Raw genomic sequence first — 21,436 nt, 5'->3', positions numbered from 1 at the left:
CTACCGGAGTTTTTTCGCTTGTGCAAAGGTCCCCTGTGGAGCGAACTGTCAGGAGTTACCGGCAGCCTCTGCTTCTAAACCGAACATATGTTTGGTATAATAAATGTCAAACAAGGTTCACGGGCCCTCGGCCCGGCTAGAGGAGGGAAAAGGATGCCGGAAACCCGTTTCGAACGAGTCCGCACCAAAGCTGCTTTAAATCGGGTAAAGGAGGAGATGATGCCCTTCGAATGGTCCATCAATCCTTATCGGGGCTGCGGGCACGGATGCCGTTTCTGTTATGCCCGGGCGTTTCAGACGTTTCTCGGAAAAAGCGCCGAGGACGAGTTTCAATTTCGGATTTCCGTCAAGGAGAATGCTCCGGAAGCGCTGGAGAAGCAACTGTCGGCCCTGGCGAGGAAATACGCCTTTGATATCGAGGCCGTAAGCCGGCAGGTTGGACGCGTTGCGATCGGCACCGCGACGGACCCTTACCAGCCGGTTGAGGCGAAGGAGCAACTGACGCGGGAGTGTCTCAAGCTGTTGGCCAAGTACCGGATCAGCACCAGCATAACCACGCGTTCCCCGCTCGTGATGCGCGATCTGGATATCCTGCGCGAAATGCGGGATGTGACCGTGAACGTCAGCATCAACACGCTGGACGCGGAACTGGTCCGCAAGCTGGAGCCGGCTTCGCCGCATCCGGCCAAACGGCTTGAAACCGTGAGCTTTTTGGCGGATCACGGGGTACGTACCGGCATTTTCGCGGCACCGGCGCTGCCTTTCCTGACCGATTCGGAGGAAGCCTTAGACGCGTTGCTTCAGGCTGCTAAGGACAGCGGCGCCCGGTTTGCCATGATCTCGCTGCTGCGCTTGTCCCCGGACGTGAAGACCGTATTCCTGCGCACGCTGCAGGAACACGCTCCCGGGCTGGTTCCGAAGTATCGCGCCCTGTATTCGGACGGGGCTTACGCCGACCGGCGCTACCGCGACGCGTTCAGCCGGTTGTCTGGCGCGCTGCTGGCCAAGCACCGGCTCACCGGCTCCGCGAAGGAATGGGAGGCCGAACGCGGGCTGGCCGCCAAATCGTCGGGAATCGTTCCGCAGCCGATCCGTCCGCTTTCCATGCGGGAAGTGACGCCGGAGATCGAGCAGCTTTCTTTTCCTATTTGAAATAGGAAATAACGTAGATTTCCCTTTAAGGGCGGAAGATACCGAAACGCAGGAGAAGATCCTGCGTTTTTTTTGATAGAAAAAGCAAACTATTCATAGATAAAACAAGATATACACGGTAAAATATCTGTTGTACTCCCATTCTAAAAATATTTATCACTATTTCCATATAATTGAAGGTTTTTGCGGCAAGGATATCGAAATGTGTATTGTTCATTCTATTTCCTGCACGAGTTCTCTTAATCATAATTGCAGAGGTGCTATATGAAGGCTTTGACAAAAAGCGTTATTGTGTTTTTTTTGCTGCTCCTTGCGGTACTTTGCTTCTTTTTATTCAAAGGTTACGATGATCCCGGTTCGGATACCATTCAAATAGATCATTGGCAAATCAATTGGACGGATCAGTTCGATCCGCAAATAAGCTTGGAGAATCTGAAGTCGCTTCATGCTTGGCAGGACGTGAAAGCAAATGACGTAATACCTGAGAAACCGAGTACCGGGATGTCACAGTGGAGCAGGTTTCAGCTCCCTGAATTGACGGACAATTCTCAAATTCTGTTTATCGATAAAATCAATGCAAGTCATGTTGTGGTTATGATTGACGGGGAACGCGTATACGAGTCCAAACGGCTATTTAATTATGCCATCAACAACATTGTGATTCCGATCACTGCCGAAAATTCCAATCAAACGGTTTATATCGGGTCAACTTCGGCGACTTATAAAATTGGTCTGTTTGCTCCAATTAAGATCGGCGATTATCAGGGGTTAATGAAAAAATTCGTTAGAGATAACGTTCCGGATCTGGTGTTGGGCAGCACTTTGATCTTTATTGCCGCGATTATGCTGGTCTGCGCGCTTTTCTTAAAACATGTACACATCCCGATGTGGTTCTCGTTATGCGGAGTCATTTTTTCAAGCGGACTCCTCGTGCTTACCTATACGTCCTTCGTCTATTGGCTGTTTGACTTTGTGATTGCCGGCAGGTTGCTCATGCTATTGTTTGACTTGGCCTTATTTAGTTTGCTTCCAGCCCTTACTTATTTCTTTGAACAAACCTTCGGTTCGGGATATAAAGGTTTAATACGGCGGTCGCGAAAGGTTGTGTTTGCGTACTCGATTCTTTGCGCTCTGATGCTGATACTTAATGAGATCTCCCCCGACCTATTCAATACGCTATACACCATCATTACCGTTCAATTCATGGGTTACATCATGGTGGCTCAATTCGTGATATTGGCAGGTACCTTAACCATTAATGTGTTTAAGGGGAATAAAGAAGCTGTCATTCTATTAGGCGGATTCTTAATTTTTGCCTTCCTCTGCGTAGGCGAATTGCTTTGGTATTACTATAATGACGGGTATTATACGTTATTCCTGTGGAAATTGGGAATTATCGGGTTTCTCGGTTCATTGATCATTATCTTAAGCCGGAGATTTGTCGCAAACCATGAACAGGTCGTTGAATATTCCAAGCAATTAGAGATGTTTAACAATGAATTGCAACGTTCGGAGAAGATGGAGATCATCAGTGAGCTTGCCGCTTCAGTCGCCCACGAGGTACGCAACCCGTTGCAGGTTACCCGCGGATTTCTGCAGTTGCTGGTCGAGAAGCAGCAGCAGGCTGATAAAGTCTATTTAAGTATGGCGTTGGAGGAGCTTGACCGCGCGTCTGGGATTATTACTGATTTTCTGACCTTTGCTAAGCCGGAAGGTGGGAAAATTACCGAATTGAACGTGCTTGATGAATTTATTCATATTGAAGGCATCCTAGTTCCGCTCGCCAATTTGCAAGGCGGGAAAATTACGACACATATCCCCAAAGACCTTTATGTAAAAGGAAATTCGTCTAAATTCAAACAAGCTTTCATCAATATTATCAAGAATAGCATCGAAGCGCTTAGGGGGGAAGGAGATATTCAAATCTGGAGTTACGAGAAAGATAACCAAGTGGTCATTCATATTAAAGATGACGGGGAAGGGATGGATGAAGATGTGCTGGCCCGACTAGGCGAACCTTACTTCTCAAACAAAACGAAGGGGACCGGTTTGGGGTTGATGGTGACATTTCGAATCATAGAGGTGATGAACGGCGAGATCCACTTTACCAGCAAAAAAGGAGCAGGAACGGAAGCGGTCATCCGGTTTCCTTCCTCGAAATAGGAGGAAGTTGTCCGGTTCCATTGCTCCTCGTGTCCTGCCCTTTCGGCTTTAACCTCTTCGCGATGTTGAGGTCGTCTTCAAAGGTTAGAACCAAGCTCCAGCTGGTTTCACTTCACTTTTCACTGCTTTTTCCGGCTGAGGTGGAAGCACAACGTAGAACTCGTCAGAGCTTTCTTCCACGGTTTTAATCTTGATGTGATCCGGGAGAATTACACCCAGTGCCTCCTGGATAGCAGCTTTAGGGTCGGCAAGCAACTTAGCTTTAAAGCTTGGGTCTTGCCATGCTTTCTCAACGACTTGCGATTGAAGGAGAGCTCCTGATGTCATAAGATCACCCTTTCTAAAAATAGTATAATTTCCCTATTACTATAACATGTTATTCGACATAACGCTAGGCGTGTGTTTGATTTTTCAACAGCCAATAGAACAAACCACCCTGTGCCAACAGTTCTCTCTCCTCTCTCAGGCTTTGTGCCCCCTGCTTGAGACTCTGCCGGAGGTATTCATGAAACTCTATCAAATGCGTAAGCATCGGTGCGGCTTGATCAAGCGCGGCAGCGTTATGATCTGTCCGTTCGGCATAGGCGAATAGGATATCGCGCACATGCAAAGCGTGTTTGATCTCCTCCGGATTCGGCCTGCGGTCCCGGGGAATTTGCAGCTCGCGCTGCACTTCGGAGATAAGGGCGTTGTAGCTGCCCTCGCGAAGATCCTTCTCCCAATCCTCCCAATCATCTAACATTTGCAGCGTAACTAATACTAGGTCTACCGCTTTTTCGAATGCAGGCAGCAGACCTTCTTGGCCGTTCAGCATCAGCATACCGGCTACCGTCAGCTTCACCGGGGAAGCCTTATGGGCAATCCGAACCGGGTCCTCCTGGAAGAAATCGGATTGGTTCTCAAAAGCCACCGCCTCCGCCCATTCCGCCGTATACTTTCGATAACTGTCCCAAAAAGGGGAGGAGGCCGGATAATAACCGCTGTAAATCTTCCAAAACTCCAGCTGCAGCAGATTCGCTAGCGGCAACTTCCTCTTATCTCCCATTTCCGGATCATCCATCACTTCGTCGATCAGATGGTAATGCATCATAACGAAAATCATGGCTACGGTAAATCGCCGGCTGTCTTCCGGTTTGGCCTTCGCGGTTTCCTGCAGCCAATAAGCCAGCAGGTAGCAAATATAATTTGTTGAACCGGCTTTGTTTAAGATGCGAAACCGATCCAGGTAATCGGCCGCTTGATTCCGGAATGTCTCCGGCATCTCTGCTATTAGGCGTTCGGCATCATCGAATGCAACGCTCAAATCCTGCTCAAAACGGGTTAACCAATTCATATAGGATGACCTCCTTTATCTGGGTCCATCCTCTTCATTATATAGGAGAATTTGTAGATAAGGTAGGTTGCTAGAAGAGCTGGTGGATGCCGATCAGGATTAGCAGCAAACCGGAAATGACGGTAGCCCGGTTTCCGAATTTTTCCGCGGCCACTTTTTCTCCGAATCCGGCGCATGCGGCCAGCAGCAAATAGCTGAACAAACCGACGGACAGCGAAGTATACCAGACGTTCAACTGGGTGATTCCGGCGTTAAAGCCGCCGGCCAACGCATTCATGGCCAAGGCGATTCCCAGGATGACCGATTCGCCGAGGCTGATGGATTTGGAACTGTCCTTGTCCGCTTCTTCAGGATTGCGCAGCAGGCGGGTCAGCGGATTCACGTCATCATCCTGAACGGAGGTGTCCTTCTTCTCCAGAAACGGCTGCAGCAACACCCAAACGCCTACCCCGACGATCACGACCGTTCCCAGCAATTGCCCGATCCAAGGATGGATCCACGAGGATAACCAGCTTCCGAAAAATCCCGACACCAGAGTGGCCAAAAAGGAGATGGTGGCGATGGCCAGATTGGAATACCATGGAATGCGGATTTTTCGTACCCCGTAAGCAATGCCGACTCCCGCATTATCCAGGTTGGACGCGAGTCCAATGGCGATGACAGCCAACAGACTGTAAGAACCCATGATGTTCGCTCCTTTGCAATACAAGATGACACAGCATATGCCCAGAGAAAGGAATTGGTTTATGGGCCAACCGGTCAACATGTCCGCAGAAAAGCCGGAACTGCCGATAAAGGGTTTCCATTACATCCAATAAAGTAGTATAATGACCACAAAGATAACGTTTGGGAGTGATAAATGTGCTTGAAAATTTGTTGCGTCCGTCCCATTTGCTGCTTCTCGTGATCGCGGCGCTTTTGCTATTTGGTCCCAGCAAGCTTCCGGAACTGGGGCGCAGTTTCGGCACGATGCTCAAGGAATTTAAGAGAGGTGCCCGCGGGGATATCCTCGAAGACGAGAAGCCGAAGGCGGCGGAAATCCAGCCTGCCGCAGAGACGAATAAATCTTCTTGACGCCAGTAGATAAGACGCCTTCGGGGGTCTTTTTTTTAGGCTTCGACGAAAAAAAAACGCGTGCTTCCGGGAAAACCCGTGCACGCGCTTTTGGCTTGAACGGCCTGGAGGCCGTTCCTTATACTTGGAGCAACAAAAGAATGATGGATGATAATCCCAGGCAAGTGCTGATCAGATACAGGAACATGACGACTTGCTTCTGATTCAACCCCGCCCGAAGGAGCCGGTAATGCACCTGGCTGGCATCCGCCACGTAAGGCGATTTGCCTTGCAGCATCCGCCGGATGACGACGAACAGATTATCGAAAATCGGTACGCCAAGGGCAAGTACCGGGATAAACAGGGACAAGACCGTCGCCTGCTTGAAGGCACCGTCCAATGCAATCACGGCCAACATAAACCCTAGGAAGGTCGCCCCGGCATCTCCCATAAATACCTTAGCCGGCGGCTTGTTGTACCGCAAGTAGGCCAGCGTCACTCCGATGAGGGCGATCGACAGCATCGCGGAGTTGGTTTGCCCTTTGGTCAAAGCCACCACAAATAACGTGACTGCAGAAATGGCGGACAATCCCCCGGCCAAGCCATCCAAGCCGTCCGAGAAGTTGATCACGGTAGTAACGCCAAAGATCCACAGGATCGTCAATACGAATTGGAGCCATGCCGGAAGCAGGACGTAATCGCCGCTAAACGGATTCACGAAGCCGCTAAAGGTGATGCCTGCCGCATAGACCAGGACAGCCGCAGATACCTGTACGATCAGCTTAGGCAGCGCCGGAAAATCCTTGCCTTTCGTTTTGTACCAGTCATCAATCGTACCGATGGCCAGCAGCAGTACACCGCCGGCAAACAACGCGCCTGTCTCCCAGGAGAAGTTACGCGTGAACAGCAGATACGAAGCGAAGAACCCGATAAATATGGCATAGCTTGCCGTCAGCGGGATCGGCTGGCGATGGATTTTGCGCTCGACGTCCGCGCGGGGTTTGTCCACGAAGTCGAGGCGGAAAGCCAACTTACCGAGCGGCGGAATCAGAAAATACACGATCAGGAACGATAACAGAAAAGTTAATAAGTATAAAATGCTACTCACCACCAGATGTTAGACTCAGCTAATGACTATTATAGAAAGAAATTCGGACATTGTCGAATACATGAATCACTCGCAGCATACCGTGAAGATGAACGGAAGGCCAAAAATGTGGTACATTATAGAAGATACGATTGCTTTTGCAAAGAAAATGCGTTTTATAACCTTTTTAGGCAGGTACGGAGGGATTTGGAATGCAAGATGAATACGCGCGCAAACTGGAGGATCAAAAAAGCCTGTTTCGGCAGCTAGGGATCAAACTGGATGCGCTCTCCATTCACGAAAAAGATTTCGACGCCAAAATGCGGGGCTACGATAAGGAGGAAGTCGACCGGTTCCTGGATGACATTATCGTCGATTACGAGCGCTTCTACGATATCATTACCGATCTGCTGGACAAATATAAAGAAATCCAGCGCCGGCAAGCTTATTGGGAAGAAGAGAAGAAAGCCCTGGCAACCCGCAAGCCGCAATTTGACTTGGAAAATGCGGTGGACCGCAGGCTGGTGGAGGACGGCATTCGTCAAATGGAACGAAGCCTGGAGCAGTTTAAGCTGCATATCCGCGGCGAGCGGTAACCCGAAAGAACCGAACCGGACGATGGAGCGCCGATTCGGTTCTTTGCATATGGAGGACGGATGAGGTGCAGAATAGAGCTGATGAAATTTGGATTTTCATAAGATGTTCATGAAGCAAATGGTTGCATCTCTGAAAGCGGAGTGGTATGATATAAACAAGATTTAGATTTAGTCTAAATTTAAGGTAATTCACTCATGAGGCATTAGACAGATAGCTTTTTCTAAATTTTGATATGGTGAATGGAGGAAATAACGATGGCAAACCAAACAATGACCCAAGCGGATCAAGAACTGCAAAAACAACTGAACCTGCAAATCGCAAACTGGACGGTGTTGTACACGAAACTGCACAATTTCCACTGGTTCGTGAAAGGCCCGAACTTCTTTACGCTTCACGAGAAATTTGAAGCTTTCTACGACGAAGCGGCAGGTTATATTGACGATATCGCCGAACGCCTGCTGACGATTGGCGGGACGCCGGTGGCAAGCCTGCGCGAAGCCCTTGCGCTTGCCAGCATTTCCGAAGCCAGCGGCAAGGAAACCGCCGATGAGATGGTAGCTGCGGTCATCGCCGATTTCGAGAAATTGGACGGCGAGCTGAAGGACGGCATGGAAGCGGCGGCTAGAGCGGAAGACGAAGCGACCAGCGACCTGCTGCTTGGCATCGTTTCCTCGCTCGAGAAACATCGCTGGATGCTGAATGCCTATCTTGGCAAATAAGGTTATCCCCGGATAAATGAGAAAGACCTTGCCCGAAGCAGAAGGGACTGACCCCCGTTTGTGAGACAGAGATCAAAACACCTTATTTACTTAAGCAGCCAGTTGCCGATATTCAATCGGTGACTGGTTGTTTAGTTTCGCTTGAATACGAATTGAGTTATAGTAATGGATGTACTCTTGTACCGTTTGTACAACGATTGCAGTCGTTGTACAAGTGAGGTTTTCTAGGTAGAACGTTTCTGACTTTAGCGTGGAATGAAACGATTCGATGAGGGCATTATCAGCGGGTGTTCCCTTACGGGACATACTCATGGTAATGCCCTTTTCCTTGATTGCCTTTTGATAATCGTTTGATGTGTAAACGGAGCCTTGATCGCTATGTAGCATCGATCCGTTCACGTCAGGCAGTTGATTTAGCGTGTCTAAGACAAACTGGACATCCTGCTTATCTCCAATACTGTAGGCGACAACTTCGCCGTTGTACAGGTCTAAAATGCTCGACAAATACATCATGGTGCTGCCGTAAGGTAGATACGTAATATCTGTGACTAGCTTTTGCAAAGGCTGTTCCGCATGAAATTGCCGCTTCAGTAAATGCTCTGCTACGTGTGCAGGTTGTCCGGTTTGCTTCCGTTTCTTTACCTTCACTCGGCATTGCCAACCGTACTGTTGCATGATCTTCTGCACTCGCTTGTGATTGACGGTCTCATGACGCCGTAATTCAGAGGTGATCTTGCGATACCCGTAACGAAAACGATGCTTCTGACACAGCTCCTGGACGCGTGAGACAAGCGAGTCGGGCGTTGTAGGGAGTCCTTGCTTTTTCCAGCGATAGTACGTTGACCGCGGCAAGCCGATCCATGCACAGGCCTGTTGTACCGTGGCCATGTTTTGAATACTCTCCATCCATGGAATTACAACTTCAGGCGACAGCTCCTCTCCAACTCCTTGAACTTTTTTAGCACTTCTACCTGCTGCTTAAGGAAACGATTTTCTAATTGTAATCTCTCAATTTCAGATTCGTACTTCGGTCCTTTACCATAACTGTATTGCTTACCTACAGGCTGCTCAAGACGGTGTAATTCACCCGCTCGATACCAGCGCATCCAAGTTTTCAGTTGCGTCTCGTTCTTTATGTTAAGTTGCTCCATGACCTCCCTTACCGGCACATTTTCTAATCTCATCTCGATAGCTTTCATTTTGATTTCAACTGGGTAACTTACTCTTGTTGCCAACGCAAAAACACCTCCAAAGTTGTCCCTAACATCTTACGATGTTTTTGGATTCTCTTGAAGGTGTTTTGATTTGTCTCACGTTACGGGGTCAGTCCCGAAGAAGTGCTTATCGGGCAAGGTCTTTTTTTATTAGCTGCATCAAACGACTTTGAATCGCTCAATCAGGGCGTGAAGCTTCTCCGACAAGCCGGACAGGAAGCTGGCCGAAGCGTCGACCTCCTGCATGGCGGCCAACTGTTCCTCGGAGGACGCCGACATGTTCTGTGCGCTGATCGCCGTATCGCCAGCAAACCGGACGATTTCATCGATGGACTGGACCAGCCTCTGCGAGCTGTCGGATAAAAGCCGGACCCCCTCGCTGACATCGGCAATCGACTCCGCCGTGAATTGCGCCGAGGCTTTGATCTCCGCAAAGGAAGCTCCGGCGCTCCGCACCAGCTCGGCCCCCCGTTTCGTTTCGCGGACGGTCTCGTCCATTGCATTGCCGGTGAGATCCACCTGCCCGACAATGAGGGCGACGAGCTCGCCGATCTGCTGCGCCGAAGCAGCGGAACGTTCCGCCAGCTTGCGGACCGAGGAAGCAACGACGGCAAAACCGCTGCCGTATTCTCCGGCACGCGCCGCTTCGATCGAAGCGTTTAACGCAAGCAGATTCGTCTCGGCAGCGATGTCGGTCATAATGTCAAGGATGCTCTGCACTTCCTTGGAATGGCTGCCCAGTTCCTCGATGATGGCGGAGAGGCGGACGATTTGGGCCTCCATGGTTGCCATCTGTTCCACGCCGGACTCGATGGCTTGTCCCCCTTGGATCGATGCAGCGGAAACCTGCTGCGCCGATGCGGAGACGCCTTCGGCATGGCGGGCAATACGTTCGATTCGTTCAGACATGTCGCGAAGCATCGATGATCCGGATTCCAGGTTTTGCAGCTGCTGCTCCGCCCCTTCGGCTAGGGATAAGGTAATTTCCACGGTCTGTTCGCTAGCCTTTCCGGTTTGCTGCGCGCTGGCGGACAGCTCCTGCGAAGAGGAAGCAACCTGCATCGACGTGTCGTTCACTTCGGCGATCAATTGCCGTAAGTTATCCACCATCTTCGCGAAATTGCGCGTCAGTTTGCCGATCTCGTCCTGGCTGTTAATGAGACCCGTCTGAACGGTCAAATCGCCGAGTGCTACCCGCTCGACCTGATTGGACAACGTTTCCAGCGGACGAATCATCCGGTGGATGAAGAAATATACGAACACGACTGCGGCGATCAGAACGCCGGCTCCGATGATGAAAGGCACGAGCAGGATGTCGCGCGTTCTTTCCCCGATAATGGAAGCGTCGAAGTTGATGACCATCAAACCGATGATTTCTTGATTCGGATCGTGATTTTTATAAATCGGGCCATATCCGCTGAGCAGCTTGGCTCCGTCAAACGAATATACCTTCGTATACACGGAATGTTTCATTTGGAGAATCATGTCCCGATCCTGCTCACTGAAGTAAAATGCGTCTCCGGCTTTGTATCCCCGGCTCTGGAGGTTCTGGTCGGCGGCGAGAATGGTGCCGTCCAGCGACATCAGGAACACTTCTTTAAACAACGGCTTGTGCTCGACCGTCCAGTTCAATCGCTTCTCGAGCTCCGCAAGGCTCGAATGATCCCCTTCGGCGAGCCGTGCGACGGCTTCCGGGTCAACGAGCCCGGTCGTGATATTGGCGCAGCCCACCGTTTCGATCCCCACGGATTTCTCGACCTGGCGATACGTCATCTGATAACCAAATAACCCGATCAGCGAACCGACCAGGATGAGTAATCCAATCAGTACGGAGGTAATTTTTTGTGCAAAGCTCATATTCCATCTCCCGTCAATTAGGTTTGATGACTGTATATGTAAGTAGCACTAAGACACATTATATAGAGAATAGATTAGCGGGATGTAATCAATCGCACTTCATATTGTCGAAAAAAATGAATAAATAGAGAAAAATATCACAGGAGATGACGGCGAATGTCAGAAAATGATGGGAAATGGCGATTGTTTATCGCGGTACCTCTTCCTCAAGAGGTCAAACAAAAGCTGGAGGCCTGGTGCAGGGAGCAGAAGGCAACGCTGCCATTCAAAAAATGGGTACATGCCGAGGATTATCATATTACCGTGCAGTTTCTGGGAGACACCTCGCCGAAACGCCTGGAGGATTTGACGGCTTCGCTGGAGCGGGCGGCGATGGGGATGGCTCCGTTTGGCTTGGAAGCGGCAGGGGTCGGTACCTTCGGACGTCCGGCGAGTCCCAGCGTGCTTTGGGCCGGCATCCGCGGTGAAGTGGCCGGGCTGGAAGGACTGCATCAGCGCGTGACAACGGAGAACCGCGACCTAGGCTTTGTACCGGAAGAGCGGCGATTTAGCCCGCATATTACGCTGGCCCGGAAGTACCCGGAAGGGGCAAGGTTGGATCCTCAGGCGCTGAAGACCATGCCGGAATTCGGCGCCTGGACGGCCGACCGCCTGGTCATCTATCGGACGCATATGCATGAGCGCCCGATGTACGAGGTGGTCGGTTCGGCGATGCTGACCTAGTTGGCCCGCTGCTCGGCCGGGCCGGCCGTCTGCAGGCGCACGCGGGCCGGTGCGGCTGAAGGATGAAGCAAGCTGATGACGGCGCCTGCGCATCGGTCGGGCCGATAGCCGTCTTGCCGGGCTGCCGGCTCCGGATCGGCCTGGCTGACGGCAGCGTGCCGGCCGTGAATGATATCAAACCAGTCGTCCAGCACGTCCGGCGAATCCAAATTCGCGCCAAAGCCGCGCTGGACGAAATATTCGCGGTTTTTCTCCTCCTGGCCGGGGATCGATTCGAAGAACAACATCGGAATGCCTTTGGCCATCCCTTCGGTGCAGGTCATCCCTCCGGGTTTAGTGATGAGAAGGTCGGAGGCATCCATCCATTTGCCGATCTCCCGCGTAAAACCGATCACTTTGATATTCGGATGCTGCAGGGCCGGGTGGGCTCGCAATTTAACGGCGAGCTTCTCGTTGCTGCCCATGCAGCAGACGATCTGAATCTTCTCGCGCCAAGCCGCCAATTTGGCCAGCAGCTCCTCGCTAATCAGCAAACCCCAGCCGCCGCCCATGACGAGGGCGGTTGGCATCTGTTTCAGCCCCAAATCTTCCCGGGCGGACGTCTTCTCCTGCTTGCTCCAAAAATCCGGGTGCACGGGAATACCCGTAACCTGTACCTTGGAAGGGGACACGCCTCGCTGTACGAGCAGGGCTTTGACTTCGGGCGCGGAGACGAGATACCGGTCCACCCCGGGACTCATCCAAGAACCGTGGGCGTCGTAGTCCGTGATGAGCGTGCACAGCGGCACGTCCAAACCTGCTGCAAGCTTCAAGTACGACACGATGGCGCTTGGGATCGGGTGCGTGCAGACGATCAGGTCGGGCTTGAGCTGTGCGATGACTTCGGCTGCGTGCTGGTAGAACATTTTATGCAGAGCCAAGCGGGCCAACCGGCCAACCGGTTTCTCGTACTTGCGCCGATAAAACAGGCCCACCAAAGCGGGACTGGCGTTCACCGTCATCCGGTACGCGGAAAGGATCAGCGGCGCCACGGTTGGATTCAGAAAAGAACCCAGTTCCAACACCTTCGTCCGGATTTGCGGGTTTTTCCGTTTTAACCCGGCCGCTAGCGCATGTCCGGCTTGCGTATGTCCGCTTCCGAAACCTTCCGATAAAATCAACACTCTTCGTTTTCGCATGATTTTTTCACCTGCTCCCAAGGATCGTTCCGTTTCATTGCTCCTGATACTAAGTTTATGTTGTTTATATGCCGGCTTAAAGAGGCTGGGGACGGGTGCGCCGACTGGACTTAGGTCGGGGAGCAGCAAGGTGCGGCGAGGCCTGGAACAAGCTAGTGAAAAAGAATGAAAAATCCTGAAAAAACATCTTGCATTTCGGATGCGGGAGGAGTAAAGTAGGGAATGACCAAATGACCGAAATTGAATTTTAGTCATTTTCGGCCGGAATGTTTATCGATGATTCCAACGCAGGGAGGTGAAAAGGATGGCTGTGGTAGATCGCCGTAAACTCGTAGTCGAAGCAGCGGAGAAGTCCTTTGCCCTATTCGGCTACAAAGCGACGACGATGGACCATGTGGCGAAAATTGCGAATGTGGCTAAAGGAACGATCTACACCTTCTTCACGAACAAAGAGGAGCTGTTCGATGAAATTTTGCGTTCCGTGATCACGGAGATGAAGCGGGTCATCGAACCGGAGATTGACGAAGAGAAGCCTTTCTTCGAGAACTTGCATCGGGCGATGGACGCGCTGCTGGAGTTCCGCAGTGAGCATGAGCTCTTGATCAAGTTGTCCCAGGAAGTGCGCGACTTCGGCACCCCCAAAGCTCGGGAGGGCCTGGAGCAGATCGAAAACGCGATACTGGAATATCTGGAGCGCCATCTGTCCCGTTCCGCCGGGAGGAAGGAGATCCGCCCGTTTGATCCGAAGCTGGTTGCCTTTGTCGTGTTTAAGCTGTATATCGCGTTAACGTCGGACTGGAACAAAAACAATAAGCCACTAAGCAAAGAACAGATCAAGGAGTTTATCCGCGATTTTCTGGCGGGAGGTTTGCTTCTTCCGCCGGAAGTTTAAACGACTTCGAACCAAAGAATAGAGAAAGAAGCCACCAAGGGGAGAGAAAGCAAAAATGAAATCATTAAGCGTATTTTTCAAGGATATGGGAGCTACCTTCAAGAATCCTAAAGTGTTTATCCCGATTCTTGTCGTGCTGTTCATTCCCGTTCTGTACAGCGGCATGTTCCTGACGGCCTTCTGGGATCCGTACGGGAAGATGAACGAGCTGCCGGTCGCGGTGGTGAACGAGGATCTGGGAGCGCAGTATGAGGGCAAGGATCTCAAAGTTGGCGAGGATCTCGTGACCGAGCTGAAGAAGAGCGACGATTTCCAATGGAAATTCGTGACCCGCGAGCAAGCGGAAACCGGGATGAAGAACAACGATTATTACATGACCATCGTCATTCCGGACAATTTCTCGTCGCAGGCGACCACGCTGATGGATGAGAATCCGTCGCCGGCACAGCTGATCTTCGAGCCGAACGAAGGATATAACTTCCTAGCTGCGCAAATCGGCGGCACGGCGGTGAAGGAGATCAAATCGAAAGTGTCCGCCAAAGTGACGGAAGCTTATACGGAAACCTTGTTCGACCAAGTGGAAAAGATCTCCGGCGGCCTCAGCGATGCCGGCAGCGGAGCCAGCACCCTGAACGACGGGGCGGCGAAGCTTGATGACGGGACGAAGAAGCTGAAGGAAAATCTGGCCAAACTGGTCGACGGCACGATGAAACTGGAGAATGGCGTTGCGCCGCTGGAGAAGGGCACGCAGTCGCTGTACCAAGGCATCAATGAGGTCAAAGCCGGGGCCGGCAGCTTGGCTGGCGGCTTGACGCAGCTGGAAGCGGCAAATCAGCAGCTGGAGAATGGGGCAAAAGAGGCGCATCAAGGCGGTACGAAGCTGCAGGCCGGCCTTCAATCGTCGCTGGAAGGCGCGAAGAAGCTGCAAGCCGGCTTAGAGGCGTCCGAGCAAGGCAGCGCCCAGCTGCAAACCGGATTGGAATCGTCGGTCCAAGGCAGCGCGAAAGTGGCCGCAGGGGCAACCGGCGTGGCGCAAGGGCTGGAGCAGCTTGCCCAAGCCAATCCGGAGCTGGCGAAGAATGCTGCGGTTCAGCAATTGATCGCCGCCAGCAAAGCGGTGGCCCAAGGCAGCGAGCAGCTGCACCAAGGGAACCAGCAACTGCTGCAAGGCAGCCAAAACCTGCATAACGCCCAGCAGCAGTTGGTCCAAGGAGGACAGCAATTGACGGCGGGCCAAGAGCAGTTGCTGCAAGGCGCGACGCAGCTGAATGCGGGCCAGGAGCAACTGGCAAGCGGCCTTGAGCTCTTCGGCGGCAAGCTGTCGGAAGCGGCAGCCGGCGGACAGAAGCTCGCGAGCGGTGCCGGTCAGCTTAGCGCCGGCGCCAAACAACTGCTTGGCGGCGTCGAGCAATTGTCTGGCGGTGTTGGCACGCTGGCTGACGGCTCGAAGCAGCTGAATGCAGGTGCGGGCGAGCTGAAGAACGGCATGGATCAACTGACGGAAGGTTTGGGCGAATTGGCCTCGAAGCTGACCGATGCGGCCGAACAAACGTCCGGCGTGAAGAAGACCGACGCGCTCGTGAACATGTATGCCGAGCCGATCGAAATCAACGAGCAAAAGGTTAACGAGGTGCCTAACTACGGCACAGGCTTTGCCCCTTACTTCTTGTCGCTTGGCCTGTTCGTCGGGGCATTGATCTCGACGCTGGTTGTACCGGTTCGGGGAACCTCGGTAGCGGAAGCCAGCGGCTGGAACCGTTTCGTCAGCCGTTCGATGGCTTTTGCGGGCATGAGCTTGATCCAGTCCTTGCTGGCGGTTGTGCTGGTTCTGTACGGACTTGGGCTTGAGGTCAAGAGCGTTCCGCTCTTCTATCTATTCGCCTTTATCACCAGCTTGTGTTACATGTTCATCATTCAAGCCCTGGTGACCTGGCTGGAGAACCCGGGACGGTTCCTGGCGATCCTGATGCTGATCTTCCAGTTGACGACCAGCGCCGGGACCTTCCCGCTTGAGCTGATTCCGAACTGGATGAAAGCCTTCAACCCGATCTTGCCGATGACGTACAGCGTCAAAGGCTTCAAAGCGGTCATCTCGACCGGCGATATGCCGATCGCTTGGGAAAACATCGGCCTCCTGGCCGCGTTCGGCGTCGTATTCCTGGCGATTACGCTGGTGTACTTCCTGCGCCACGAACGCAGCGCGGACGTCAGTCCCGAAGCCAGCCTGAGCGTCCAGTCGCATTAATCGCCTTCTTGAATAGATCTACAAGAACCGCTCTCCGAGTATCCGGAGGGCGGTTCTTTTTTTGCATCAGGCATGCTGTCCCCCAGGTAACGTTCCTGATCTTGCACCCTTAATGAAAGGGATAATGGTGCAAAGAGCCAAGCAGGACAACGGCGCCTTTTCATATGGTGACGCTTTCGTGGCAAAACCTCCCCAAGCGGGCCTAAAATTTCTAATCAATAGTGCAAAATAAAGAGAATATAATGCAAAAACAGATATGACATTTTCCGTTAGAATAGTAAGAAAGATTTGATCCGGGCTTATCCGGCATCGCGACAAGGCATGGGGACTGATCCATTTATATTTCGCTAATGAAGTTTTGAACTACCTCTAAATAGAAAGGTTGCGTCAGATGATGAAACATACCGTTATACCTCCCAAGCAGGGACTTTACGATCCCGCTTTCGAAAAAGATGCTTGCGGCATGGGCTTCGTCGCCCACATCAAAGGGAAAGCCTCCCATGAGATCGTCAGCCAGGCGCTGACCATGCTGGCGAACATGGAACACCGGGGTGGTCAGGGCAGCGAACCGAACTCGGGGGACGGCGCAGGTATTTTACTGCAAATTCCGCATCGGTTTTTTGCCGCCGAAGCGACAAAGCTTGGATTCGCTCTGCCGGATGCGGGACAGTATGGCGTCGGTATGCTGTTCCTGCCGCATGACGAATCGGCCCGAGCCGAGCAAGAGGAGGAGCTCGTACGCATCGCCGAGGCGGAAGGACAACGCGTTCTCGGTTTCCGCACAGTGCCTACTCGCGATGACATGCTGGGCCAATCGGCCAAAGCGGCGAAGCCGTTCGTCCGCCAGGTATTCATCGGACGCTCCGCGGATCTGAAGGAAGATTTGGACTTTGAACGCAAGCTGTACGTGATCCGGCGCCGGGCCGAACTCGCGATCCGCTACAGCGGCGGGGAGCATGGGGATGCTTTTTACGTATCCAGCCTGTCTTGCCGCAAGGTCGTATATAAAGGGATGCTGACCACGGAGCAGGTGGGTCAGTTCTACCTGGATTTGCGCGACGAGAAGTTGGAGTCGGCCATTGCGATGGTGCATTCGCGCTTCAGCACGAATACGTTCCCGAGCTGGGAGCGGGCGCATCCGTACCGCTTCATGATTCATAACGGCGAGATCAATACGCTGCGCGGCAACGTGAACTGGATGCATGCGCGCCAGTCGATGTTCCAGAGCGAAGCGTTTGGCGACGATTTGGAGAAGGTTAAGCCGGTGATCAATCCGGACGGCTCGGATACGGCCATGTTCGACAACACCTTCGAATTCCTGTACTTGAGCGGACGCTCCTTGCCGCATGTGGCCATGATGATGGTGCCCGAGCCATGGGTCGGCCGAGAAGACATGGCCCCCGAGAAACAAGCGTTCTACGAATATCACAGCACGATGATGGAGCCATGGGACGGGCCTGCGGCGATGGGCTTTACCGACGGGATCCAGATCGGGGCCATCCTGGACCGGAACGGCTTGCGTCCGTCGCGTTACTATGTGACGAAAGACGACTTGATCGTCCTCTCCTCGGAGGTCGGCGTCCTCGACATTCCGGCGGAGGACGTGCTTTACAAGGATCGGCTGCGCCCGGGCCGGATGCTGCTCGTCGATACGCGGGAAGGCCGGATCATTTCCGACGAGGAAGTGAAATCGGCGATCGCTAAGGAGCATCCTTACCGCGAGTGGCTGAACGAACATCTCGTCGAGTTGGAGGACCTGCCGGAAGCCAAAGAGTTGCCGCCGGAAAGCCATGAAGACATTGCCCGCCGCCAAATGGCGTTTGGTTATACGTATGAAGATCTGCGGAAGGTGCTGGAACCGATGGCCGTGACCGGCCAGGAAAATATCGCTTCGATGGGCTACGACGCGCCGCTCGCTGTATTATCGGAGCAGCCGCAGCGCTTGTACAACTACTTCAAGCAGATGTTTGCGCAGGTCACCAACCCGCCGATCGATGCGATCCGCGAGGAGTTGGTCACCTCGACCGCAACGACGATCGGGCCGGAGCGCAACCTGCTTCAGCCGGAGCCGGAGAGCTGCCGGCAAATCCGATTGGATTCGCCTATCCTGTCCAATGAGGATTTCGCGAAAATCCGCCACCTGCATCGGCCAGGCTTTAAAGCGATCACGATCCCGATTTTGTTCCCGGCTGCCGAAGGGGCGGAAGGGCTGCGCAAAGCGCTGGATACGCTATGCGAAGCGGCCGATCGGGTGATTGCCAAAGGCCATAACATCCTGATCTTGTCCGACCGCGGCATGGACGCGGAGAACGCCGCCATCCCGGCACTGTTGGCCGTGTCTTGCCTGCATCACCATCTCATCCGCGAGGAGACGCGGACCAAGGTCAGCCTCCTGCTGGAGTCGGGCGAACCGCGAGAGGTGCACCACTTTGCGCTGCTGCTCGGCTACGGCGTCAGCGCGGTCAATCCGTATCTTGCGTTCGAAACGCTGAAGGATATGATCGCCCAGCGGATGCTGCAGGGAGTTTCGCATGAGAAGGCGGTGTACAACTTCATCAAAGCGGCGACCAAAGGAGTCGTCAAAACGTTATCCAAAATGGGCATCTCGACGATCCAATCGTACCGCGGGGCGCAAATTTTCGAAGCGGTTGGCCTAGAGCCGGCGTTCGTGGACCGCTATTTCACCTGGACGCCGTCGCGGATCGGGGGCATCGGCCTGAAGGAAGTGGCGGCAGAAACGCTGGCCCATCATTTCCGGGCGTACACCGACAAGGACGGCAGCGACAAGGTGCTGGATTCCATCGGGGAATACCAGTGGCGCAGCGGCGGGGAAGAGCATCTGTTCAACCCGCAGACGGTGCATGTGCTGCAGCAGGCGGTCCGGACGGGGGATTACCCGCTGTATAAGAAGTTCGCCGCGCTTGTCCAAGGCGAACACAATAAGCATTTAACCCTGCGCTCCTTGCTGGAGCTGAAGCCGGTCGGACCGAAAGTGCCGCTTGAGGAAGTGGAATCGGCGGCGTCGATCATGCGCCGTTTCAAGACCGGGGCGATGTCCTTCGGATCGATCAGCAAGGAAGCGCACGAGACGATCGCGATCGCGATGAACCGCATCGGCGGCAAGAGCAACACCGGTGAAGGCGGCGAGGATCCGGCGCGCTACGTGCCGGACGCGAACGGCGATCTGCGCCGCAGCGCGATCAAGCAGGTGGCGTCGGGACGCTTTGGCGTCACGTCGAATTATCTGGTGAATGCCGACGAAATCCAGATCAAGATGGCGCAGGGGGCTAAACCGGGCGAAGGCGGCCAACTGCCGGGCCGCAAGGTGTATCCTTGGGTCGCGGAAGTTCGCGGATCCACGCCGGGGGTTGGCTTGATATCGCCGCCTCCGCACCATGACATCTATTCGATCGAGGACCTGGCGGAGCTGATTTACGACTTGAAGAACGCCAACCCGCGGGCCCGCATCAACGTGAAGCTGGTCTCGGAGGCCGGCGTCGGAACGATCGCTGCCGGCGTGGCCAAAGGCCGTGCGGATGTCATCCTGGTCAGCGGTTATGACGGGGGAACCGGGGCCTCGCCGCAAAGCTCGATCCGCCACGCGGGTCTGCCTTGGGAGCTGGGGCTGGCCGAAACGCATCAAACGCTGATGCTGAACAACCTGCGCGACCGCGTCGTGCTGGAAACCGACGGCAAGATCCTGAACGGCCGCGACCTCGCCGTTGCCGCTCTGCTCGGTGCCGAGGAGTACGGCTTCTCGACCGCGCCGCTGGTGGCGGTAGGCTGCATCATGATGCGCGTCTGCCAGCTGGATACCTGCCCGGTCGGCGTTGCGACGCAAAATCCGGAACTGCGCAAAAACTTCACCGGCGATCCGCAGCACGTCGTCAACTTTATGACGTTCGTGGCGGAGGACCTGCGCGAATGGATGGCGGAGCTTGGCTTCCGCACCTTGGAAGAGATGATCGGACGTACCGATTGCCTGGACACGGTCAAGGCAATCGATCATTGGAAAAAGTCGGGCGTCGATCTCAGCTCGCTGTTGCATACGCCGGAGTTACCGGAGGGCAGCAGCCGCTACTGCACGAAACAACAGAACCATGGGCTGGAAGAGACGCTGGATATGACGCAGCTGCTGAGCCTGGCTCGTCCTGCGCTGGAGCGCGGCGAAGCCGTCAGCGCCCGGCTGCCGATCTGCAACGTGAACCGGGCGACCGGGACGATCGTGGGCAGCGAAGTCACCCGCCGTTATGGGCAGCAGGGGTTGCCTGAAGATACGATTACGTTCCATTTCGAAGGCTCGGCGGGTCAAAGCTTCGGCGCCTTCGTGCCGAAGGGCATGACGCTCACCGTCGAAGGCGATGCGAACGACTACACCGGTAAAGGGCTGTCCGGCGGCAAGGTTATCGTGAAGCCGTCGCCGCGCGCCACGTTTGCCGCAGAGGAGAACATCATCATCGGCAATACGTCGTTTTACGGCGCGACGAGCGGGGAGGCTTACATCCGCGGGATCGCCGGGGAACGGTTTGCGGTGCGCAACTCCGGTGCCAACGTCGTCGTGGAAGGCGTCGGCGACCACGGATGCGAATATATGACCGGCGGACGCGTCGTCGTCCTGGGCGGAACGGGCCGGAACTTTGCGGCCGGGATGTCCGGAGGGATTGCGTACGTGCTCGACGAGAGCGGGGACTTCGCCAGCCGTTGCAACCTGGAAATGGTGCTGCTGGAAAAGGTGGAGGAGCCGGCGGAAGCGGATCAGCTGCGGACGTTCATCAGCCGTCACATCCTCTACACGGACAGTACGGTCGGACGCCGGGTGCTGGACCGGTGGAACGAGTACCTGCCGAAGTTCGTCCGCGTCATTCCGAAGGACTACAAGCGGATGCTGGAGCAAATCCGCAAAGTGGAAGACGAAGGTTTGAAGGGCGAAGCCGCGCTGTTGGCCGCCTTTGAGGCAAACGCGCGCGAGCTGGCCCGTGCCGGCAACAATTAAATTTTTATAGCGATAGCGACCGAATGAAGGAAAAGGCCGCCCCGTATGTCTTGTCAAGACAACGGGGCGGTTTTTGCATGAAATAAACGGCTTGTACGAACATATGTTTTTGTATAAAATGATTTGGAGAATATTAGTAACCGGACGTGACAGGAGGGGGTTGGCCCTTGGCAGAACAAGCTTATACGCCGCAAGGCGGCAAACGAAGGACGAGGTCGCTGGGGCATTAC

Annotated in this window: 16 protein-coding genes; 9 read left to right on the top strand and 7 right to left on the bottom strand. The window is 53.9% G+C overall.

All coding sequences use genetic code 11. From position 1 onward, the window contains the following. Positions 1 to 153 precede the first annotated feature (153 nt). Both MJ257_RS01365 and MJ257_RS01360 read left to right on the top strand, forming a co-directional pair. The gene (locus MJ257_RS01365) at positions 154 to 1,152 is read left to right on the top strand and encodes an SPL family radical SAM protein (protein ID WP_240267585.1); all 999 of its coding nucleotides are present in this window, start codon (positions 154 to 156) and stop codon (positions 1,150 to 1,152) included. A gap of 264 nt (positions 1,153 to 1,416) precedes the next feature. Next, on the top strand, positions 1,417 to 3,315 hold the full coding sequence (locus MJ257_RS01360) for a sensor histidine kinase (protein ID WP_240267584.1): 1,899 nt from the start codon (positions 1,417 to 1,419) through the stop codon (positions 3,313 to 3,315). Between the two features lie 84 nt (positions 3,316 to 3,399). Here the strand turns inward: MJ257_RS01360 and MJ257_RS01355 are convergent, their stop codons facing one another. The 3 genes from MJ257_RS01355 to ytaF form a co-directional block, all read right to left on the bottom strand. After that, positions 3,400 to 3,642, bottom strand: a complete 243-nt coding sequence (locus tag MJ257_RS01355; protein ID WP_155606408.1) for an NHLP leader peptide family RiPP precursor — start codon at positions 3,640 to 3,642, stop codon at positions 3,400 to 3,402. A gap of 64 nt (positions 3,643 to 3,706) precedes the next feature. Next, on the bottom strand, positions 3,707 to 4,648 hold the full coding sequence (locus MJ257_RS01350) for a hypothetical protein (protein ID WP_240267583.1): 942 nt from the start codon (positions 4,646 to 4,648) through the stop codon (positions 3,707 to 3,709). A 70-nt stretch (positions 4,649 to 4,718) separates the two neighbouring features. Continuing rightward, on the bottom strand, positions 4,719 to 5,333 hold the full coding sequence (ytaF, locus tag MJ257_RS01345; RefSeq protein ID WP_240267582.1) for a sporulation membrane protein YtaF: 615 nt from the start codon (positions 5,331 to 5,333) through the stop codon (positions 4,719 to 4,721). A 176-nt stretch (positions 5,334 to 5,509) separates the two neighbouring features. Here ytaF and MJ257_RS01340 point away from each other — a divergent pair, with 176 nt between their 5' ends. Beyond that, complete coding sequence (locus tag MJ257_RS01340; RefSeq protein ID WP_240267581.1) at positions 5,510 to 5,722, top strand: twin-arginine translocase TatA/TatE family subunit; 213 nt, start codon at positions 5,510 to 5,512, stop codon at positions 5,720 to 5,722. Between the two features lie 118 nt (positions 5,723 to 5,840). On the opposite strand, the gene MJ257_RS01335 is transcribed toward MJ257_RS01340, so the two are convergent. Next, positions 5,841 to 6,815: an MraY family glycosyltransferase gene (locus MJ257_RS01335; protein ID WP_275693628.1), complete on the bottom strand. Its 975-nt coding sequence runs from the start codon at positions 6,813 to 6,815 to the stop codon at positions 5,841 to 5,843. 185 nt (positions 6,816 to 7,000) lie between these two features. Between MJ257_RS01335 and MJ257_RS01330 the strand changes: the two genes are divergently transcribed. Together MJ257_RS01330 and MJ257_RS01325 are read left to right on the top strand one after the other, a co-directional pair. After that, on the top strand, positions 7,001 to 7,384 hold the full coding sequence (locus MJ257_RS01330) for a DivIVA domain-containing protein (protein WP_240267579.1): 384 nt from the start codon (positions 7,001 to 7,003) through the stop codon (positions 7,382 to 7,384). Positions 7,385 to 7,639: 255 nt separating this feature from the next. After that, complete coding sequence (locus tag MJ257_RS01325; protein ID WP_240267578.1) at positions 7,640 to 8,104, top strand: Dps family protein; 465 nt, start codon at positions 7,640 to 7,642, stop codon at positions 8,102 to 8,104. Between the two features lie 90 nt (positions 8,105 to 8,194). Here the strand turns inward: MJ257_RS01325 and MJ257_RS01320 are convergent. Together MJ257_RS01320 and MJ257_RS01315 are read right to left on the bottom strand one after the other, a co-directional pair. Further along, positions 8,195 to 9,339, bottom strand: a protein-coding gene (locus MJ257_RS01320) for an IS3 family transposase (protein ID WP_240267577.1) whose coding sequence is annotated in 2 segments (ribosomal slippage) — positions 8,195 to 9,066 and positions 9,066 to 9,339 — 1,146 coding nt in all. Because the reading frame shifts where the segments join, the coding sequence is not laid out codon by codon here. 138 nt (positions 9,340 to 9,477) lie between these two features. Further along, positions 9,478 to 11,175, bottom strand: coding sequence for a methyl-accepting chemotaxis protein (locus tag MJ257_RS01315; RefSeq protein ID WP_240267576.1), 1,698 nt, complete (start codon positions 11,173 to 11,175; stop codon positions 9,478 to 9,480). Positions 11,176 to 11,331: 156 nt separating this feature from the next. Between MJ257_RS01315 and thpR the strand changes: the two genes are divergently transcribed. Then, positions 11,332 to 11,898, top strand: coding sequence for an RNA 2',3'-cyclic phosphodiesterase (gene thpR / locus MJ257_RS01310; RefSeq protein WP_240267575.1), 567 nt, complete (start codon positions 11,332 to 11,334; stop codon positions 11,896 to 11,898). Here the strand turns inward: thpR and MJ257_RS01305 are convergent. After that, entirely contained in the window at positions 11,895 to 13,076 is a 1,182-nt protein-coding gene (locus MJ257_RS01305; RefSeq protein WP_240267574.1) for an MGDG synthase family glycosyltransferase, read from the bottom strand. The genes thpR and MJ257_RS01305 overlap by 4 nt on opposite strands. Positions 13,077 to 13,380: 304 nt before the next feature. On the opposite strand from MJ257_RS01305, the gene MJ257_RS01300 reads away from it, so the two are divergent. The 3 genes from MJ257_RS01300 to gltB all read left to right on the top strand — a co-directional run bounded on the left by MJ257_RS01300 (position 13,381) and on the right by gltB (position 21,206). Further along, complete coding sequence (locus MJ257_RS01300; RefSeq protein WP_240267573.1) at positions 13,381 to 13,968, top strand: TetR/AcrR family transcriptional regulator; 588 nt, start codon at positions 13,381 to 13,383, stop codon at positions 13,966 to 13,968. 55 nt (positions 13,969 to 14,023) lie between these two features. Then, complete coding sequence (locus tag MJ257_RS01295) at positions 14,024 to 16,213, top strand: YhgE/Pip domain-containing protein (protein WP_240267572.1); 2,190 nt, start codon at positions 14,024 to 14,026, stop codon at positions 16,211 to 16,213. Between the two features lie 394 nt (positions 16,214 to 16,607). Further along, entirely contained in the window at positions 16,608 to 21,206 is a 4,599-nt protein-coding gene (gene gltB / locus MJ257_RS01290; protein WP_240267571.1) for a glutamate synthase large subunit, read from the top strand. The last annotated feature ends 230 nt before the right edge of the window (positions 21,207 to 21,436 follow it).

It is taken from the genome of Paenibacillus timonensis, assembly GCF_022427145.1.
GTDB lineage: Bacteria > Bacillota > Bacilli > Paenibacillales > Paenibacillaceae > Fontibacillus > Fontibacillus timonensis.
This window is presented reverse-complemented; position numbering and strand designations above follow the sequence as displayed.

Coding starts and splice junctions, on each gene's coding strand:
- MJ257_RS01365 (WP_240267585.1), top strand. CDS start 154: ATGCCGGAAACCCGTTTCGAACGAGTCCGCACCAAAGCTGCTTTAAAT.
- MJ257_RS01360 (WP_240267584.1), top strand. CDS start 1,417: ATGAAGGCTTTGACAAAAAGCGTTATTGTGTTTTTTTTGCTGCTCCTT.
- MJ257_RS01355 (WP_155606408.1), bottom strand. CDS start 3,642: ATGACATCAGGAGCTCTCCTTCAATCGCAAGTCGTTGAGAAAGCATGG.
- MJ257_RS01350 (WP_240267583.1), bottom strand. CDS start 4,648: ATGAATTGGTTAACCCGTTTTGAGCAGGATTTGAGCGTTGCATTCGAT.
- ytaF (WP_240267582.1), bottom strand. CDS start 5,333: ATGGGTTCTTACAGTCTGTTGGCTGTCATCGCCATTGGACTCGCGTCC.
- MJ257_RS01330 (WP_240267579.1), top strand. CDS start 7,001: ATGCAAGATGAATACGCGCGCAAACTGGAGGATCAAAAAAGCCTGTTT.
- MJ257_RS01325 (WP_240267578.1), top strand. CDS start 7,640: ATGGCAAACCAAACAATGACCCAAGCGGATCAAGAACTGCAAAAACAA.
- MJ257_RS01315 (WP_240267576.1), bottom strand. CDS start 11,175: ATGAGCTTTGCACAAAAAATTACCTCCGTACTGATTGGATTACTCATC.
- thpR (WP_240267575.1), top strand. CDS start 11,332: ATGTCAGAAAATGATGGGAAATGGCGATTGTTTATCGCGGTACCTCTT.
- MJ257_RS01305 (WP_240267574.1), bottom strand. CDS start 13,076: ATGCGAAAACGAAGAGTGTTGATTTTATCGGAAGGTTTCGGAAGCGGA.
- MJ257_RS01300 (WP_240267573.1), top strand. CDS start 13,381: ATGGCTGTGGTAGATCGCCGTAAACTCGTAGTCGAAGCAGCGGAGAAG.
- MJ257_RS01295 (WP_240267572.1), top strand. CDS start 14,024: ATGAAATCATTAAGCGTATTTTTCAAGGATATGGGAGCTACCTTCAAG.
- gltB (WP_240267571.1), top strand. CDS start 16,608: ATGAAACATACCGTTATACCTCCCAAGCAGGGACTTTACGATCCCGCT.